Source organism: Streptomyces sp. NPDC096339 (assembly GCF_044762985.1).
In the GTDB taxonomy this organism is placed as follows: Bacteria; Actinomycetota; Actinomycetes; order Streptomycetales; family Streptomycetaceae; genus Streptomyces.
The window spans coordinates 157,557-173,091 of the sequence record NZ_JBIWFI010000007.1 but is presented as its reverse complement, the minus strand read 5'-3'; the positions used below and the strand labels follow the sequence as shown (position 1 = coordinate 173,091).

Below are 15,535 nucleotides of genomic sequence, written 5' to 3'. Positions count from 1 at the left end.
CCCCCTCACCATCGGAATCGGCGTCCTAGGGTGGCCGCATGGACAGCACCGCCACTGATCGCTTCGACACCAGTCGGTTCGAGGCCGGCCGCAACCGGCTGGCCTCACTGGCCTACCGGCTGCTGGGCTCCGCCACCGACGCCGAAGACGCGGTGCAGGACGCGTTCCTGCACTGGCAGGCCGCGGACCGGCAGCTGATCAGGGTGCCGGAGGCGTGGCTGACCAAGGTCGTCACCAACCTGTGCCTGGACCGGCTCCGTTCGGCGCAGGCCCGCCGCGAACGCACCGCCGGTGCCTGGCTGCCCGAACCGCTCCTCGACGGCGATGCGTTGCTCGGCCCGGCCGACACCTTCGAGCAGCGCGAATCGGTCTCCCTGGCCGTGCTGATGCTCATGGAGCGCCTGTCCCCCCTCGAGCGGGCCGTCTACGTCCTGCGCGAAGCGTTCGCCTACGGCCACGCCGAGATAGCCGAGATCCTCGACATCACCGAGTCCGCCAGTCAGCAGCACCTCCACCGGGCCCGGCGCCGCATCACCGCCGCGCGCCGCGGGGGCGCCGAGGTCGACCCGGCATCCGCCCGCAGGATCGTCGAGGAGTTCCTCGCCGCTGCCTCCTCGGGGCGCACCGAACAGCTGGTGGCACTGCTCACCGACGATGCGACCGCGATCTCCGACGGCGCCGGCGGCCTGGCCGAGAAGTTGCTGCGGTACGACACTCCGCGGCGCATCGCCGCCGTCGTACGGGCAGGATTCAAGCCCACACCCGCGAAGAGGAGACTGGCCGGCGGCACGCCGGCCGTGCATTACGCGTCCGTCAACGGCGCCCCCGCCCTCCTCTTCGTGCTCGGCGACCAGGTCATCGGTGCCGTGACGTTCGACGTCGCAGGCGGCAAGATCGCGACCGTGCGCGGCATCGCCGCCCCGGCCCGCCTCGTCCGCCTCACCGAAGCCTGGCGGGCGCACGGACCGGATGCACCGCTCATCGCCCAGTGGTGACCCGACGCCGACCTCGGCCAGGTGCAGCGTGGGCGCTGCCTGCTCGTGGACGCCCATCGGCTCGACCAGTCCCGGCTTCCCCGGGCCGATCGACCTGATCCGCACGCCGGGTTCCTCCACCGGCTCGGTGACGACCAAGGGCTTGTCAGTTCCCTTCGGGGTCCTGGGGGAGGGTGACGGTGAACGTGAGTCCGCCGGCCGGGCGGGGGTGCGCGGTGACGCTGCCGCCGTGGGCGTGCGTGATCGAGCGGACGATGGACAGGCCGAGGCCCGCACCCTTGGCCGTGACGAGGCGTTCGGTGCCCAGGCGGCGGAAGGGTTCGAACAGGCTGGGGATCTCGTAGGGCGGTACTTCCGGTCCGGTGTTGCTCACCTCGATCTGCACCTGGTCGTCCTCGCGTCTGCGGCTGACCACGCGCACCCATCCGCCGGCGCCGATGTTGTGCCGTACGCCGTTCTCCACGAGGTTCTGCACCAGGCGTTCGAGCAGCAGGGCGTCACCCGTGGTGGGGGCCGGGCCGGCCGCCGCATGGAGGACGATCCCGGCCCGCTCGGCCTCGGGGGAGGACTGGGCGGCCACATGGGCGACCACGTCGGCGAGGTCGACGGGCTGCGGCTCGGGAACGTGGTTCTCCGAGCCGGCGAGCAAGAGCAGGCCGGTGATGAGCCGCTCGTGCCGGTCGTTGATCTCCAGGAGGTTCTCGCCGAGCTGTTTCACGTCCGGGGAGGCGGACTTGCGGTGCATGGCCAGCTCGACCAGGGCTCGGCCCACGGTGAGGGGCGTGCGCAGCTCGTGCGAGGCGTTGGCGACGAAGCGGCGCTGCCCGTCGAAGGAACGGTCGAGCCGTTCGACCATCAGGTCGAAGGTGTCCGCGAGGTCCTTCACCTCGTCGTCGCGGCTGTCGAGCGCAATGCGCTCGTGCAGGCCGCGGTCGGCGGCCGGGGCCGCGGCGATGCGCCTGGCGGTCTCGGTGACCCGGTGCAGCGGCGCCAGCACCCTGCCCGCGATCAACCAGCCGAAACCCGCGGCGGCGCCTGTGACGACGACCAGCGCGATACCGCCTTGGGTGATGAGCGAGGCGGTGGCGGCGTCGTTCAGTCTCTTCTGTTCGCTTTCCACCCAGTTGCGGTTGTCGAGTGAGGTGTCCTGCCGCGTGGCCGTGCCCCCACTGGAATCGGAGTGGACGTCGAGTTCCCCGCCCCGGCCGAGCTGCTGGTCGAACAGCATGTACGTGACGCCGAGCAGCACGATCCCGGCGGAGAGGAACAGGCTGCCGTAGACCAGGGTGAGCCGGGCGCGCAGAGTGATGCGGCGCTTCTTCACGGGATGCGGTACCCCACGCCCGTGACGGTTTCGATGACGGGTGGATCTCCGAGCTTGCGGCGCAGCTTGAGGAGGGTGACGCGGACGGCCCCGGTGAAGGGGTCGGTGTGTTCGTCCCATGCCTTCTCCAGCAGTTGTTCGGTGGAGACCGCGGCACCGTCGGCGCGCAGCAGTTCCGTCAGGACCGCGAACTCCTTCTTCGCCAAAGGCACGTAGCGGTTGTCGCGGAAGACTTCGCGGCGCGCCGGGTCCAGCGTGATGCCGCGGCGGCGGAGAACCGGTGGCGCGGCCGGGCGGGAGCGCCGGCCGAGCGCGAGGACCCGGGCGGCGAGTTCGGGGAAGGCGAAGGGCTTGGTGAGGTAGTCGTCGGCGCCGAGGGACAGTCCGGCGACTCGGTCGGTGACCTCGCCGGCGGCGGTCAGCATCAGCACCCGTGCCGAGTGGCCGGATGCGACGAGCCGGGCGCAGACCTCGTCGCCGTGCACCAGCGGAAGGTCGCGGTCCAGGATGATCACGTCGTAGTCGTTGACGTCGGTACGCTCCAGCGCCGCGGCGCCGTCGTACGCGACATCGACCGCGTGGGTCTCCTCCCGCAGCCATTCCGCGATCGTGTCGGCGAGCAGCCGTTCGTCTTCCGCCACCAGGAGCCGCATGCGTGGCCGTCCCTCCCGTCGGGCTGCCGCTCATCCGTCAGGCCGCAGTCGCAGCCAATCGTTGCCGACGAGCGTGTTTCCTCCTCGTAAGCAGCCGTCCACATGGTGAGAGGCCGTCGAGGGGCTCCGGTGCCCGGTGAGGAAACAGCGAGGTAACACCGCCGCGAGTTGCATCGCCTCCGAACGCCGGCACCGGGCCGGCAGACCGGCAAGGAGGCCTCGCATGACCTGGATGACTCGGACGGATCAGAGGCGGTCGCGCACCCCCGTCCTGCTCGCGGCCCTGCCCCTGGCACTGGGCCTGACACTGACCGCGTGCGAGTCCGGTGACGGTGGCACCGGCGTGGCCTCCGCGAACGGCGGCACCAAGAGCGCCACGAGCAGCGCCACGAGCAGCGCCGCTCCCGGCCTGAGCCGGGACGAGGCGGCCGTGCGGTACGCGCAGTGCCTGCGGCAGCACGGCCTCGACGTGGCGGACCCCAAGCCCGGCCAGGGCATCGGGCTCTCCATCGACGGCTCGAACAAGGAGAAGGCCGACAAGGCCATCGAGGCGTGCCGCTCCTCCGCTCCGCCGGCTCCCGCCGACCGCAACGACTCCAAGGACCGGGAGGCCATGCTGGGTCTCGCGCGGTGCATGCGCGAGAACGGGGTCGAGAACTTCGCCGACCCCAAGGAGGGCCAGGGCATCGACATCGGCCCCGGACAGGCCGAGGACCCGGACTTCAAGGACGCCTGGAAGAAGTGCGGCGGCGCCGAAGGGGAGAGCAGGAAGGCGGGGACGGCACGGTGACGCAGGCGACGAGCGAACAGGACCTCGACGGCCCGGTGGACCCGACGGCGCCCCCGAGGACCCGCGGACGGCGTCGCGGACCGCGCGGCACCGCGATCGCGGTTGCGGCCTTCGCCCTGGCCGCGGCGAGTGTGGGAACCGCCGCGGTACTCCTCCCGGGCGACGGCGACTCCGGAGCCGAGTCGGGGAGGGCTCTCCCGCCCGCGACGGCCGAGGTGCTGCGGCAGACACTCAAGGACACCAAGAACGTGGACGCGCAGTTGGGTTACGGCACGGCGCAGAGCATGACCGGTCGCCTTCCCGGCACGCTCACCCTGCTGCCGAAGTCCGGCGCGGAGATCACCCGCGGCAAGGCCCTGTACGCGCTGGACAACCAGCCCGTGGTGCTGCTGTACGGGTCACTGCCGGCCTATCGTGCCCTGGCGAAGGGTGCCGAAGGGCTGGACGTCAAGCAGTTGGAGGAGAACCTCCGCGCGCTCGGCTACACCGGGTTCACCCCTGATGAGGAGTACACCGATGCCACCGCCAAGGCGGTGGAGCGGTGGCAGGGCAGCCTCGGTCTGCGGAAGACCGGGACCGTGGAGCTGGGGCGGATCGTGTTCGCCCCCGACGCCGTCCGGGTCGCCGGCCTGGAGGCGGAGCCGGGGCAGCAGACCGGGCCGGGTCAGAAGGTGCTGTCGTACACCGGCACCGCCAAGGCCGTCACCGCGGAGCTCGACATCGCCGACCAGCGGCTGGCCAAACAGGGCACTCCGGTCGACGTCTCGCTCCCTGACGGGGTGGTCGTCCAAGGCACGATCAGCGAGGTGGCCACCGCGTCGAAGCCGGCCGAGGGCCAGAAGAAGGCGGAGACGAAGATCAAGGCGGTGGTCGCGCTCGCGGACGCCAAGGCTCGCGAAGCCGTCCGCGCCTACGACCAGGCCGGAGTGCACGTAGTCTTCACCGCCGACACCCGCAACGACGTCCTGACGGTGCCGGTCTCCGCGCTGCTCGCCCTCGCCGAGGGCGGCTTCGGTGTGGAGGTGGTCGAGGGATCGACCTCGCGGTACGTCGCGGTCACCACGGGGCTGTTCGCCGAAGGGCGGGTGGAGGTCTCCGGCAGCGGCATCGCCCAGGGCGCCAAGGTGGGGATACCGAAGTGATCACCCTGACAGATGTGACCAAGACCTATCCGGGCGGGGTCACCGCACTCGGCGGTGTCTCGCTGGCCATCGACCGCGGTGAGCTCGTCGCCATCGTCGGGCCGTCCGGCTCCGGCAAGTCCACCATGCTGAACCTGCTCGGCACCCTCGACCGACCCACCACCGGTGGCGTGCACCTCGACGGCCACGACATCGGCGCGCTGTCCGACGCCGAACTGTCCGCGCTGCGCGCCTCCCGGATCGGGTTCGTCTTCCAGCAGTTCCACCTCGCCGCCGGAACCACGGCACTGGCCAACGTGGCCGACGGACTCCTCTACTCGGGGCTGCGGCACGCCGAACGGCGGCGGCGTGCGGCGGCGGTACTGCACCGGGTCGGCCTCGGCCGGCGCATGGACCACGAGCCGCACGAGCTGTCCGGCGGCGAGCGCCAGCGCGTGGCCATCGCCCGGGCCGTGGCCGGTGGGCCGGCGCTTCTGCTCGCGGACGAGCCGACCGGCGCACTGGACTCGGTGTCCGGGCAGGCGGTGATGCGGCTGCTGCGGGAACTCCATTCCTCCGGCACCACCGTTGTGATCATCACCCACGACCGAGAGCTCGCCGCGTCCCTGCCCAGGCAGGTCCACATGCGCGACGGCCGGGTGGTCGACGACTCGCTCCGCCGCAAGGCCCCCGCAGCGGAGCAGAGCCGATGACCGCGGACGCGCTGCTGCCCGCGGACAGGCTGCGGCCTGCACGGATGAGGCCCGCCGACGCGGTCAGAGTGGGTGCGCTGGGCCTGCGTACGCGCCCGATGCGGGCGTTCCTCTCCGCGTTGGGCATCGCCATCGGCATCGCCGCCATGGTCGCGGTGGTCGGCGTCTCCTCATCCTCCCGTGCCGACCTCGACCGCACCCTGGCCGCACTGGGCACCAACCTGCTCACCGTCGGCCCGGGCGACACCTTGACCGGTGGCACCGCCCAACTGCCGCCCACCGCAGAGCAGATGATCTCCCGGATCCGCCCGGTGACCGCGATGTCGGCCATCGGGAAACTCGCGGACACCGATGTCTTCCGTACCGACAGGATCCCCGGCACGGACAACGGCGGCATCACGGCCTATGCGGCCCGTACCGACCTTCCCGCGACCACAGGAGCGAAGCTCCGCAGTGGCACCTGGCTCAACGCCGCCACCGGCAAGTACCCCACCACGGTTCTCGGGGCCGAGGCCGCTGAGCGCCTCGGCACAGGCCACGCCCGGCCGGACACCCGCGTGCTGATCGGCGGCCGCTGGTTCACCGTGATCGGCATCCTCGAACCGGTCTCGCTCGCCCCCGAGCTGAACTCGGCGGCCCTCATCGGCTGGCCGGCCGCCGAAACCGTACTGGGCTTCGACGGCCGTCCCACCACCGTCTACGTCCGCAGCGCCGACGCCGACGTCTCATCCGTACGGTCCGTACTCGGCGCCACCGCCAACCCCCAAGCCCCGGGCGAGGTCAAGGTATCCCGGCCTTCCGACGCCCTCGCCGCCAAGCAGGCCGCGAGCGAAGCCTTCACGGGACTGCTGCTCGGCCTCGGCGCGGTGGCCCTGCTCGTCGGTGGCGTCGGAGTCGCCAACACCATGGTCATCTCGGTCCTGGAGCGCCGTGCCGAAATCGGTCTGCGACGCTCGCTGGGCGCCACCCGGGGACAGATCCGCACCCAGTTCCTCACCGAATCCCTTCTGCTGTCGGCACTCGGCGGCGTCGGCGGAGCACTCCTGGGAACCACCGTGACCGTCGGGTACGCCGCGTACCAGGACTGGCCGGCGGTCATCCCGCCGTGGGCCGTGCTGGGCGGCATCGCCGCGACCCTGGCCATCGGTGCCCTGGCCGGCCTCTACCCGGCCGTCCGCGCCTCCCGACTCTCGCCCACGGAAGCCCTGGCCGTATGAACGCGGCGGGCCGTTCGTCCACGTCCCCCCTCTTCCTCCTCATCTCCTCGTCCCGACCGGGAGGTCATCTCGCCATGCACGCCAACACCCCGTCACGTCTGACGCGGCGCTCCCTGCTCGCCGCAGGGTCCGCCATCGGACTGTCCGCACTCACCGCCCCTTCCGCCGCCGCGAAATCCGCCGCTTCCCGGGCCCCGGGCGGTCACCTCGTCCTCGACTACCAGCCGAGCCAGGCCACCGGCTGGCCGCCGCGCCCCGGCAAGCCGACGGGAACGATCGGCGGTCACGTCGCCACCCAGGACTTCACGTTCAACGGCACACCCCACCGGATCGCCCTCCTGCCGTTCGGGCAGAACGGCGACGCACCGGATCCCGTCTACGAGGACGCTCCGGCTGATCCCGCCATCGCGTTCAGGAAGACGCTGGCCGATGCCTTCGGCGACTCCTACGCGTTCCGCTACCAGGGCGGCTTTCCGGGCAGGGCGGAGTTCAGGGTCCAGTCGTACAGCGTCTTCGCCGCCGAGCCGACACCGCAGGAGCCGGGGGCGCGCTTCGGCGGCGGAGTGTACGTCGTCTACGACCCGGACGTCAGCCGAGGCGACCCCGGGATCCGGGAGTCGATTCGGTGGATCCAGGTGGTCCGCTCCTCCGTGCCCGTCGACAGGCCGAGCGAAGTCGACAATATGTACCGGGCGAACCCGTTCTACATGGACGGGGGTCTGACCTCGATCAACGGCACCCAAGTCTGCAACTTCCACGACGAGTCCGTGATCAACCTGGACACGCACGGCTCTCTGGAGGGCGAGTTCACGGCCGAGGTCTTCCTCGCCCAGGACACCGGCCACAAGGACGCGTCGGGACGGGGGATCGTCAAGATCTTCGGTGGTCTCAAGTGGGGGTGGCACGTGCGGCAAATCTGAGCGGCCGGCGCGGGCGTTGCCTGGTGGGAAGGCAACGCCGACGCCGGGCGGCGGATCTCACTGCTCTAGAAGAAGCCGAGCTTCTTCGGGGAGTAGCTGGTCAGGATGTTCTTCGTCTGCTGGTAGTGCTCCAGCATCATCTTGTGGGTCTCACGGCCGATGCCCGACTGCTTGTAGCCGCCGAAGGCCGCGTGCGCCGGGTACGCGTGGTAGCAGTTGGTCCAGACGCGGCCCGCCTGGATCGCCCGGCCCGCGCGGTACGCCGTGTTGATGTCGCGGGTCCAGACTCCCGCGCCCAGGCCGTACGAGGTGTCGTTCGCGATCCGTACGGCGTCGTCGAAGTCCTGGAAGGAGGTCACGGACACCACCGGGCCGAAGATCTCCTCCTGGAAGATCCGCATGCGGTTGTCGCCCTCGAAGACCGTCGGCTCGACGTAGAAGCCGCCGGCCAGGTCGCCACCGTGGTCGATCCGGGCGCCGCCGGTCAGGATCTTCGCGCCCTCCTGCCGGCCGATCTCCACGTACGAGAGGATCTTCTTCAGCTGCTCCTCCGAGGCCTGCGCGCCGATCATCGTGTCCGTGTCCAACGGGTGGCCCGGCACGATCAGTTCGGTGCGGGCGACGGCCGCGTCGAGGAAGTCCCCGTACCTGCCCCGCTCGATCAGGGCGCGCGACGGGCTCGTGCACACCTCGCCCTGGTTGAGCGCGAACATCGCGAAGCCCTCCAGGGCCTTGTCGCGCAGGTCGTCGTCCGCTGTCCAGATGTCGTCGAAGAAGAGGTTGGGGCTCTTGCCGCCGAGTTCGAGCGTGACCGGCTTCAGGTGCTCCGCCGCGTACTGCATGATCAGACGGCCCGTCGAGGTCTCCCCGGTGAAGGCGATCTTGGCGACGCGAGGGCTGGACGCCAGCGGCTTGCCCGCCTCCTCCCCAAAGCCGTTCACGATGTTCACCACGCCCGGCGGCAGCAGGTCCGCCACCAGGCTCAGCCAGTAGTGGACGGAAGCCGGGGTCTGCTCGGCCGGCTTGAGGACGACGGTGTTCCCCGCCGCCAGCGCCGGGGCCAACTTCCAGACCGCCATCAGGATCGGGAAGTTCCACGGGATGATCTGCCCGACCACGCCGAGCGGCTCGTGGAAGTGGTAGGCCACCGTGTCCTCGTCGAGCTGGCTGAGCGCTCCCTCCTGCGCGCGCAGCGCCCCCGCGAAGTAGCGGAACTGGTCGATGGCCAGAGGGAGATCGGCTGCCAGGGTCTCGCGGATCGGCTTGCCGTTCTCCCAGGTCTCCGCGACGGCGAGGGCTTCCAGGTTCTGTTCCATGCGGTCCGCGATGCGCAGCAGGACGGTCGAGCGTTCGGCGACCGAGGTGCGCCCCCAGGCGGGCGCGGCCGCGTGCGCCGCGTCCAGGGCCCGCTCCACGTCCTCCGCGCTGCCGCGGGCGACCTCGGTGAAGGTCAGGCCGGTCACGGGGGAGGGGTTGTCGAAGTACCGGCCGCCGGCGGGCTCGACGTACTCTCCGCCGATGAAGTGGCCGTAGCGGGACGCGTACGACATGAGCGCCCCCTCGGTACCGGGCGCAGCGTAACGGGCCATGGTGTCCTCCCCTTGCCGGGCGCCGGCCGCCGTCGGACAGCGCTCGGGGGGAGGCTAGGAGCGGACAGGTTGCGGATACGTTGCACGCTGCGGCGGGTGCCGGTGCGCGCGTACGTGGTCCACGCGCGCGCCCAGTTCACGGTCCAGGGCGCGTACGCGGGCCAGCGCGGCCGACCTGCCCTCGGCCGGTAGCGCCGAGGCGAGGGCCTGCCACGCCTCCCGGTCGTCCGCGCCCCACGCACTGCACACCCAGTCGGTCAGCAGTCCCGCGTCGGCCCGGGCGATCACGGCGGCCCGCGCCTGCTCCTCGATCCTGCGGCGCAGCCGGACGATGCCGGGCGCCGTGGAAGCGGGCAGCAGGGGGCCGGGGTAGTGGTGGAGGGCCGTGGAGACCGCGCCCGCCGCCAGGTGCCGGGTCAGCGCGGTGAAGTCCGCGGCCAGCGGGACGGCCGTGCGGTAAGGGCGGGAGAGCGGGGCCGCCGGCCCCAGCAGGGCGCGCAACCGGGACATCTCGGCGCGCAGGGTGACGGGGGACACCGACTCGTCCTCGTACAGGGCGATCGCCAACTCCTCGCCCGAGAGCCCACCGGGGTGGTGTGCCAGCAGGGCCATGATCTCGCTGTGCCGCCGGCCGAGCCGCACCCGGCGCCCGCCCGTGACCAGCAGTGCCTCGTCCAGCCCGAGGGCGGTCAGCGTGTCCGGGACGGCCGGCGGGCCCGGTTCGAGCAGCGTCAGCTGGGCCTCCGCCGCCCGCGCCACCGCCCGTACGAAGGCCAGGGAATGGGGGTGCGCCAGCCCGTCGCCGCCGGTGATGTCCACCGCGCCCAGCAGCCCGCCCGTCCGCGGATCGCGCACCGGGGACGCCGCGCAGGTCCACGGATGGACCCGTCGGCTGAAGTGCTCGGCCCCGAAGACCTGTACGGGCTCGCCGACCGCCACCGCCGTACCGGGAGCGTTGGTTCCCATCGCCGTCTCCGCCCAGCGCGCGCCCGGGACGAAGCCGAGCCCCTCCGCGCGCCGCAGGGTGGCCGGTTCCCCTTCCACCCACAGCAGGCTGCCCCGCGCGTCGCACACGGCGAGCAGATGGGCCCCGTGCGCCGCGAACTCCCCGACGAGTTCACGGAACAGGGGCATGACCCGGGCCAGCGGATGCTCGGCGCGGTAGGAGCGCAGCTCCCGCTCCGCCAGCTCCATCCGGGGCGCGCACTCCGGGCTGACACGGGCCCGGGCACACCGCCGCCAGGACCTCGCGATGACCGCCCGCACCGGCGCCTCGACCCGCCCGTCGCGGGTGAACACGGCGTGGGCGCGCCGCAGTTCGCGCGTGCGCTCGGCGGGATCGGCCCCGCCCGGCAACGCCACCGACGGATCGTCCATGTCACCCTCCCGTGGTGCCGCGGAACCCGGAGCGCCCCCATCGTCGTCCCGGTGCCGGGACCCGGCAAGCGGTGCGTCGGCCAGTACGACGGCGGGGCCGGGCCGAAACAGCGGGTGTCGGCATGTGGCGGGACGTGTCGGCGGGTGTCGGCGGGTGTCGGAGGCTGTCAGCCGGGGTCAGCCGGGGTCAGCCGGGGTCAGCCGGGATCCGCCGGGATCAGGCGCTGTCCAGCGCCGCCCACGCCGAGGCCGGATCCGGGGCCGACGCCCCCGCAGGGCACCAGCGGCCCTCCTCGCGGCGGTACGGCCACCAGCGGCCCTCGCGGCCGAGTCGCAGCTGACGGTCTGCGCCCGCCTGGGACGCCGCGGACGCCTCGGCCACCTCTGCCACCTCGGACCAGCGGGCGCGGATCCGGCGGAGCACCGGAGCCCGCTCGTCGGCCCAGGCCGCCGCCAGTGCGGCACGCGCCCGCGCGAGGGTCGCCCGGTCCGGCGCCCAGTCGTCCTCCAGTGCCGCGAGCGCGGGCGGCCCGCCGAAGCCCCAGGCGCGCACGGCCAGGTCCATGGCGCCCCGGTCGCGCCCCGTGGCCACCGCCAGACGGGAGCGGACCCGGAAGTCCGATGCCTCGGAGGTGAGTCGTACGGCGTCTTCGGCCGTGGTCAGCGGGGCCGTCGGGGCGCGATCGGCGTGGCCCGGAGCCAGGGCCAGGGCGAGCAGCCGGTACGCCTCGTTCGCGGCCGCCTGGGCGAGGAACTCCACGGCGTCCACGTCGAGTTCCGGTTCGGACTCCGGCTCGGTCGCGGTGTCCAGCGTCGGCGGCTGGCCCGGTGCCTCCGGAAGGCCCGGCAGCGGGGGCAGGGGCGGCAGGCTCCCCGCCGCCGCGTACGCGTCCGCCGCGGGGATCCCGGCGTCGGCGGGCGCATCGAGCGTTTCCCGGGGTCGCCCGGCCTCGGCCGTGCTCCGGGCCTCCAGCTGTGCCAGCAACTCCCGTTCACCGCGCCCGCGCAGGAGCAGCAGCACGAAGGGGTCCTGGTCCAGCAGCCTCGCCACCTGGTAGCAGAGCGCCGCCGTGTGCGGGCAGTGGTCCCACTCGTCGCAGTCGCAGCGCGGGTCGAGGTCCCCGATGCCCGGCAGCAGCTCCACCCCGGCCTCCGCCGCGTCCTCCGCCAGCTCCGGCGGCACCTCCCGGTCCAGCAGCGCCGCGATGTACCCCGACTCCGAGGCCGCCAGCCCCAGCAGCCGGTCCCATTCCGGTTCCGTGAACTCCTGGACCAGTACGTCCGTCCGGTACGCGGTCCCGTCCCGGTCGCGCACCACGGCCGTGAGCCCGCCCGGGCGCACCGACACGGCGCCGACCGCGCCCGAACGCGCGTACCGGCGGCCCGCCTTGACCTGCTCCCCGTCGAGCGCGCCGTCCTCCAGGGCGGTCAGCCAGGACCGCCCCCACCAGGTCTGGGCGAAGCCCCGCCCGGGGGAGGGCGGCAGCGCGGGGAAGGTCTTCTCGTCGTTCCCCATCACCTGTCACTCCCCAGGGCCGGGCGCAGCGCCACGAGTTCGGCCAGTTCGGCATCGGTCAGTTCGGTCAGTGCGCCCTCGCCGCCGGCGAGAACGGCATCCGCGAGCTCCCGTTTGCGCTCCAGGAGCCGTGCGATCCGCTCCTCGACGGTGCCCTCGGCGATGATCCGGTGGACCTGTACGGGCTGGGTCTGGCCGATCCGGTAGGCACGGTCGGTGGCCTGCTCTTCCACCGCCGGGTTCCACCAGCGGTCGAAGTGGATGACGTGCCCGGCGCGGGTCAGGTTCAATCCGGTGCCCGCCGCCTTGAGCGAGAGCAGGAAGACGGGGACCCCGCCCGCCTGGAACTCGTCCACGAGCTCCTCGCGGCGCGCCACCGGAGTCCCTCCGTGCAGCAGCCGCGTCGTGATCCCGCGGCCGGCCAGGTGCTTCTCCAGGATCCTGGCCATCGCCACGTACTGGGTGAAGACGAGGACCGATACGCCCCCGGCGAGGATCGTGTCGAGGAGTTCGTCGAGGAGCTCCAGCTTGCCGGAGCGCGAGGCACCGGTGTCCTTGGCGCCGCGGCCCCCCGGGCCGTGCTCCTTCGAGTACTGCGCGGGATGGTTGCAGATCTGCTTGAGGGAGGTCAGCAGTCCGATCACCAGTCCGCGCCGTTCCATTCCGTCCGCCTCCGAGATCGCGGCGAGGGTCTCGCGTACGACGGCCTCGTAGAGCGCGGTCTGTTCACGGCTCAGCGTCACGGTGTGGTCGGTCTCGGTCTTCGGCGGCAGTTCGGGCGCGATGCCCGGGTCGGTCTTCTGACGGCGCAGCAGGAACGGCCTTACGAGCGCGCCGAGTCGGGCCGCGGCCCGGGGATCGCGCCCGCTCTCGACGGGCTCGGCGTAGCGGGCGCGGAAGGTGCCGAGGCGGCCGAGGAGCCCGGGCGTGGTCCAGTCGAGGACGGCCCAGAGCTCGGAGAGGTTGTTCTCGACGGGGGTGCCGGTGAGGGCCACCCTGGCCGGAGCGGGGATGGTGCGCAGGGCCTTGGCGGTGGAGGAGTGCGGGTTCTTGACGTGCTGGGCCTCGTCGGCGACGACCATGCCCCAGCGGACGGCCGCGAGTTCGGGGGCGTCCACGCGCATGGTGCCGTAGGTGGTGAGCACGAAGCCGCCGCCGAGCCCCGACAGCTCGCGGCCGGGGCCGTGGAACCGGCGCACCGGGGTGCCGGGCGCGAACTTCTCGATCTCCCGCTGCCAGTTGCCGAGCAGCGAGGCCGGGCAGACCACGAGGGTCGGCCCGGTGGCGGGGTCCTGGCGGCCCCGGTGCAGGTGGAGCGCGATGAGGGTGACGGTCTTGCCGAGGCCCATGTCGTCGGCGAGGCAGGCGCCGAGGCCGAGCGAGGTCATGCGGGCGAGCCAGTGCAGGCCGCGCAGTTGGTAGTCGCGGAGGGTGGCCCGGAGCTCCGGGGGCGCTTCGGTGCCCGTGCCGTCCTCGGCGTCCTCGTGGCCCCCGGGTCCGTGCGGTTCGGCGACGAGCCGTGCGCGCAGCAGCTCCAGGGGACCGGTGGCTTCCACCTCGACCCGCCGGCCGTCGAGCTCGGCCGACCCGGTGAGTACGGCTGCCAGCGCCTCCGGCGCCGCGAGCCGACGGCCCCGCCTCGCGCGGGCCCGGCGGGCCGCGGCGGGGTCGACCAGGACCCACCGGTCGCGGAGCCGGACCAGGGGGCGCTTCGACTCGGCGAGCCGGTCGAGTTCGTCGGGGGTGAGGTCGCCGAGGCCGCCCAGGGCGTGGCGCCAGGTGAAGGAGAGCAGCGCGCCGGGGGAGAGCAGGCCGGTGGGGAGCGCGGTCCCGGCGGGTTCGTGGGAGGTGACGACGGCGCGGGCGCCGAGTTCCCGGGCGAGCTCACGCGGCCAGTGGACTTGCACGCCGTCGGCGGCCAGTTCGGCGGCGGCTCCGCCGAGCAGCTCCGTGACCTCTTCGTCGGCGAGTTCCACGGCGTTCGGCACGGCGGCGCTCAGCAGCGGGGCCAGTGGGGGCCACAGCCGGGCGGCGCGGCGCAGGGCACGCAGCGCGTCCATCCGGGCACCGGGCGGGAACGAGGCCGCGGCGGCACCCGAGCCGGCCCAGACGTCGGCGGCGTCGGCCACCAGGGCGGAATCGGCCGCCCCGTGCATCTGGAGGACGGCCCGGAAGGCGGGTGCCCGGTCCGGGACGTCCAGGGGCCCGTCGAGTTCGATCCGCAGCGAGAGGCGCACGCCCGCGTCGTGGCCAGCGGCCACCTCGGCGGCCCACCCGCGCAGGGCGGGGTACGGCCTCGGCGGGCGGCCCGCGTAGGCGGGACCGCCGGCCGCCGCGGGCGCCGCGGGGGAGCGGGGCAGGGTGTCGGCGACGGCGTCGAGGAACGCGCGCAGAAGCGGCTCCGGGGTGGGCAGCCGGGGCGGGCCGTCCGCGTTCAGGGGCACGCAGTGGGCCGCGGGCGGCATGGCGGCGGCCAGCTCCCGCACGGCGTCGAGGTCCGCGGCCTCCAGCGGCCCCATCCGCCAGGCGTCGTGGCCGGCGGGGCTCAGGCCGGGCAACAGCCGGCCGCGGGCCGCGAGGTGCAGGGCCAGCAGCGCGGCGGCGCCCCAGAAGGCGGCGGCCGATCCGCCCGCCGGACCGCCCGCCGGATCGGCGGCCGCCCGGGCGCGGGTGAGCAGGGGCAGGGCTTCGTCGACGGGGAGCACGAGCGCGGTCACGGTGATCCGGCGCGACTCGGGGGTGACGACGGTGAGCTCCTCGAACCCGCCCGCTCCGGCGAGGGAGGCGTGGGCGTCGGGGTCGGCGCTCGGGTCGGCGCGCGGGTCGGCGCGCGGGTCGGCGCCGCCCCAGGGGGTCTCGCCGTCGGATCGCCAGAGGCCCATCCGGCCGCTGCGGGCGGGTTCGCCCGGCTCGCCGGGCAGGAAGACGGCGGAGCAGTGGATGAGGTCGGAGGTGTTGGGCAGCACGCATCCCTCGAACTTGACTACCGGGGCACAGGGCCGCCGAGAGTACCCGACCGACGGCCCACGGGGCGGGCCACCGGGCCGTCGTACCCGATTCCCGGAGGTCCGGGAACGCCCGGGCGAGGCCGGGCGTTGAGGGGGTAGTGGCCGACCACAGGAGGAGGTGTCCGCAGATGTCCAATCGCGGAAAGGTCGCGGTTGCCGGGGTCGTGGCAGCCATCGTGTTGTTCTGGAGCGTCGGGTTCTGGGCGGGTCTGCTGGTCCTGATCGGTGTGCCGACGGCCGCCTACCTCCTGCTGGATCCTTCGCAGCGCCGTCGCCTCCGGGGAGTCTCCCGCAAGCAGATAGGCCGCTGAC

General features: G+C 73.1%; 13 protein-coding genes. 7 read left to right on the top strand and 6 right to left on the bottom strand.

Annotated features, from left to right (window positions below):
- Positions 1-38: 38 nt before the first annotated feature.
- Positions 39-995, top strand: coding sequence for a sigma-70 family RNA polymerase sigma factor (locus ACIQ5Y_RS13240; protein WP_403879139.1), 957 nt, complete (start codon positions 39-41; stop codon positions 993-995).
- 145 nt (positions 996-1,140) lie between these two features.
- Here the strand turns inward: ACIQ5Y_RS13240 and ACIQ5Y_RS13235 are convergent, their stop codons facing one another.
- Both ACIQ5Y_RS13235 and ACIQ5Y_RS13230 read right to left on the bottom strand, forming a co-directional pair.
- The gene (locus ACIQ5Y_RS13235) at positions 1,141-2,319 is read right to left on the bottom strand and encodes a sensor histidine kinase (RefSeq protein ID WP_403879137.1); all 1,179 of its coding nucleotides are present in this window, start codon (positions 2,317-2,319) and stop codon (positions 1,141-1,143) included.
- On the bottom strand, positions 2,316-2,972 hold the full coding sequence (locus ACIQ5Y_RS13230; protein WP_403879135.1) for a response regulator transcription factor: 657 nt from the start codon (positions 2,970-2,972) through the stop codon (positions 2,316-2,318). The genes ACIQ5Y_RS13235 and ACIQ5Y_RS13230 overlap by 4 nt, the downstream gene beginning before the upstream one ends.
- A gap of 223 nt (positions 2,973-3,195) precedes the next feature.
- Between ACIQ5Y_RS13230 and ACIQ5Y_RS13225 the strand changes: the two genes are divergently transcribed.
- From ACIQ5Y_RS13225 to ACIQ5Y_RS13205, 5 genes are all read left to right on the top strand, one after another.
- On the top strand, positions 3,196-3,762 hold the full coding sequence (locus ACIQ5Y_RS13225) for a hypothetical protein (protein WP_403879133.1): 567 nt from the start codon (positions 3,196-3,198) through the stop codon (positions 3,760-3,762).
- Positions 3,759-4,904: a peptidoglycan-binding protein gene (locus ACIQ5Y_RS13220; protein ID WP_403879131.1), complete on the top strand. Its 1,146-nt coding sequence runs from the start codon at positions 3,759-3,761 to the stop codon at positions 4,902-4,904. Before ACIQ5Y_RS13225 ends, ACIQ5Y_RS13220 begins: the two co-directional genes overlap by 4 nt.
- Positions 4,901-5,596 carry an ABC transporter ATP-binding protein gene (locus tag ACIQ5Y_RS13215; protein ID WP_403879129.1) on the top strand — a complete coding sequence of 232 codons (696 nt, stop codon included), beginning with the start codon at positions 4,901-4,903 and terminating at the stop codon, positions 5,594-5,596. Before ACIQ5Y_RS13220 ends, ACIQ5Y_RS13215 begins: the two co-directional genes overlap by 4 nt.
- The gene (locus tag ACIQ5Y_RS13210; protein WP_403879127.1) at positions 5,593-6,813 is read left to right on the top strand and encodes an ABC transporter permease; all 1,221 of its coding nucleotides are present in this window, start codon (positions 5,593-5,595) and stop codon (positions 6,811-6,813) included. Before ACIQ5Y_RS13215 ends, ACIQ5Y_RS13210 begins: the two co-directional genes overlap by 4 nt.
- Positions 6,814-6,887: 74 nt before the next feature.
- Positions 6,888-7,733 (top strand): hypothetical protein, encoded by an 846-nt coding sequence (locus ACIQ5Y_RS13205; RefSeq protein ID WP_403879125.1) that lies wholly within the window; start codon positions 6,888-6,890, stop codon positions 7,731-7,733.
- Positions 7,734-7,798: 65 nt separating this feature from the next.
- Here ACIQ5Y_RS13205 and ACIQ5Y_RS13200 read toward each other — a convergent pair whose 3' ends face one another.
- The 4 genes from ACIQ5Y_RS13200 to ACIQ5Y_RS13185 all read right to left on the bottom strand — a co-directional run bounded on the left by ACIQ5Y_RS13200 (position 7,799) and on the right by ACIQ5Y_RS13185 (position 15,181).
- Positions 7,799-9,322 carry an aldehyde dehydrogenase family protein gene (locus ACIQ5Y_RS13200; protein WP_403879123.1) on the bottom strand — a complete coding sequence of 508 codons (1,524 nt, stop codon included), beginning with the start codon at positions 9,320-9,322 and terminating at the stop codon, positions 7,799-7,801.
- A 54-nt stretch (positions 9,323-9,376) separates the two neighbouring features.
- Positions 9,377-10,699 carry a GAF domain-containing protein gene (locus tag ACIQ5Y_RS13195; protein ID WP_403879121.1) on the bottom strand — a complete coding sequence of 441 codons (1,323 nt, stop codon included), beginning with the start codon at positions 10,697-10,699 and terminating at the stop codon, positions 9,377-9,379.
- A gap of 217 nt (positions 10,700-10,916) precedes the next feature.
- On the bottom strand, positions 10,917-12,215 hold the full coding sequence (locus tag ACIQ5Y_RS13190; RefSeq protein WP_403879119.1) for an SWF or SNF family helicase: 1,299 nt from the start codon (positions 12,213-12,215) through the stop codon (positions 10,917-10,919).
- Positions 12,215-15,181 carry a DEAD/DEAH box helicase gene (locus ACIQ5Y_RS13185; protein ID WP_403879117.1) on the bottom strand — a complete coding sequence of 989 codons (2,967 nt, stop codon included), beginning with the start codon at positions 15,179-15,181 and terminating at the stop codon, positions 12,215-12,217. The genes ACIQ5Y_RS13190 and ACIQ5Y_RS13185 overlap by 1 nt, the downstream gene beginning before the upstream one ends.
- Before the next feature lie 170 nt (positions 15,182-15,351).
- Here ACIQ5Y_RS13185 and ACIQ5Y_RS13180 point away from each other — a divergent pair, with 170 nt between their 5' ends.
- Complete coding sequence (locus tag ACIQ5Y_RS13180) at positions 15,352-15,534, top strand: hypothetical protein (RefSeq protein ID WP_384583151.1); 183 nt, start codon at positions 15,352-15,354, stop codon at positions 15,532-15,534.
- The last annotated feature ends 1 nt before the right edge of the window (position 15,535 follow it).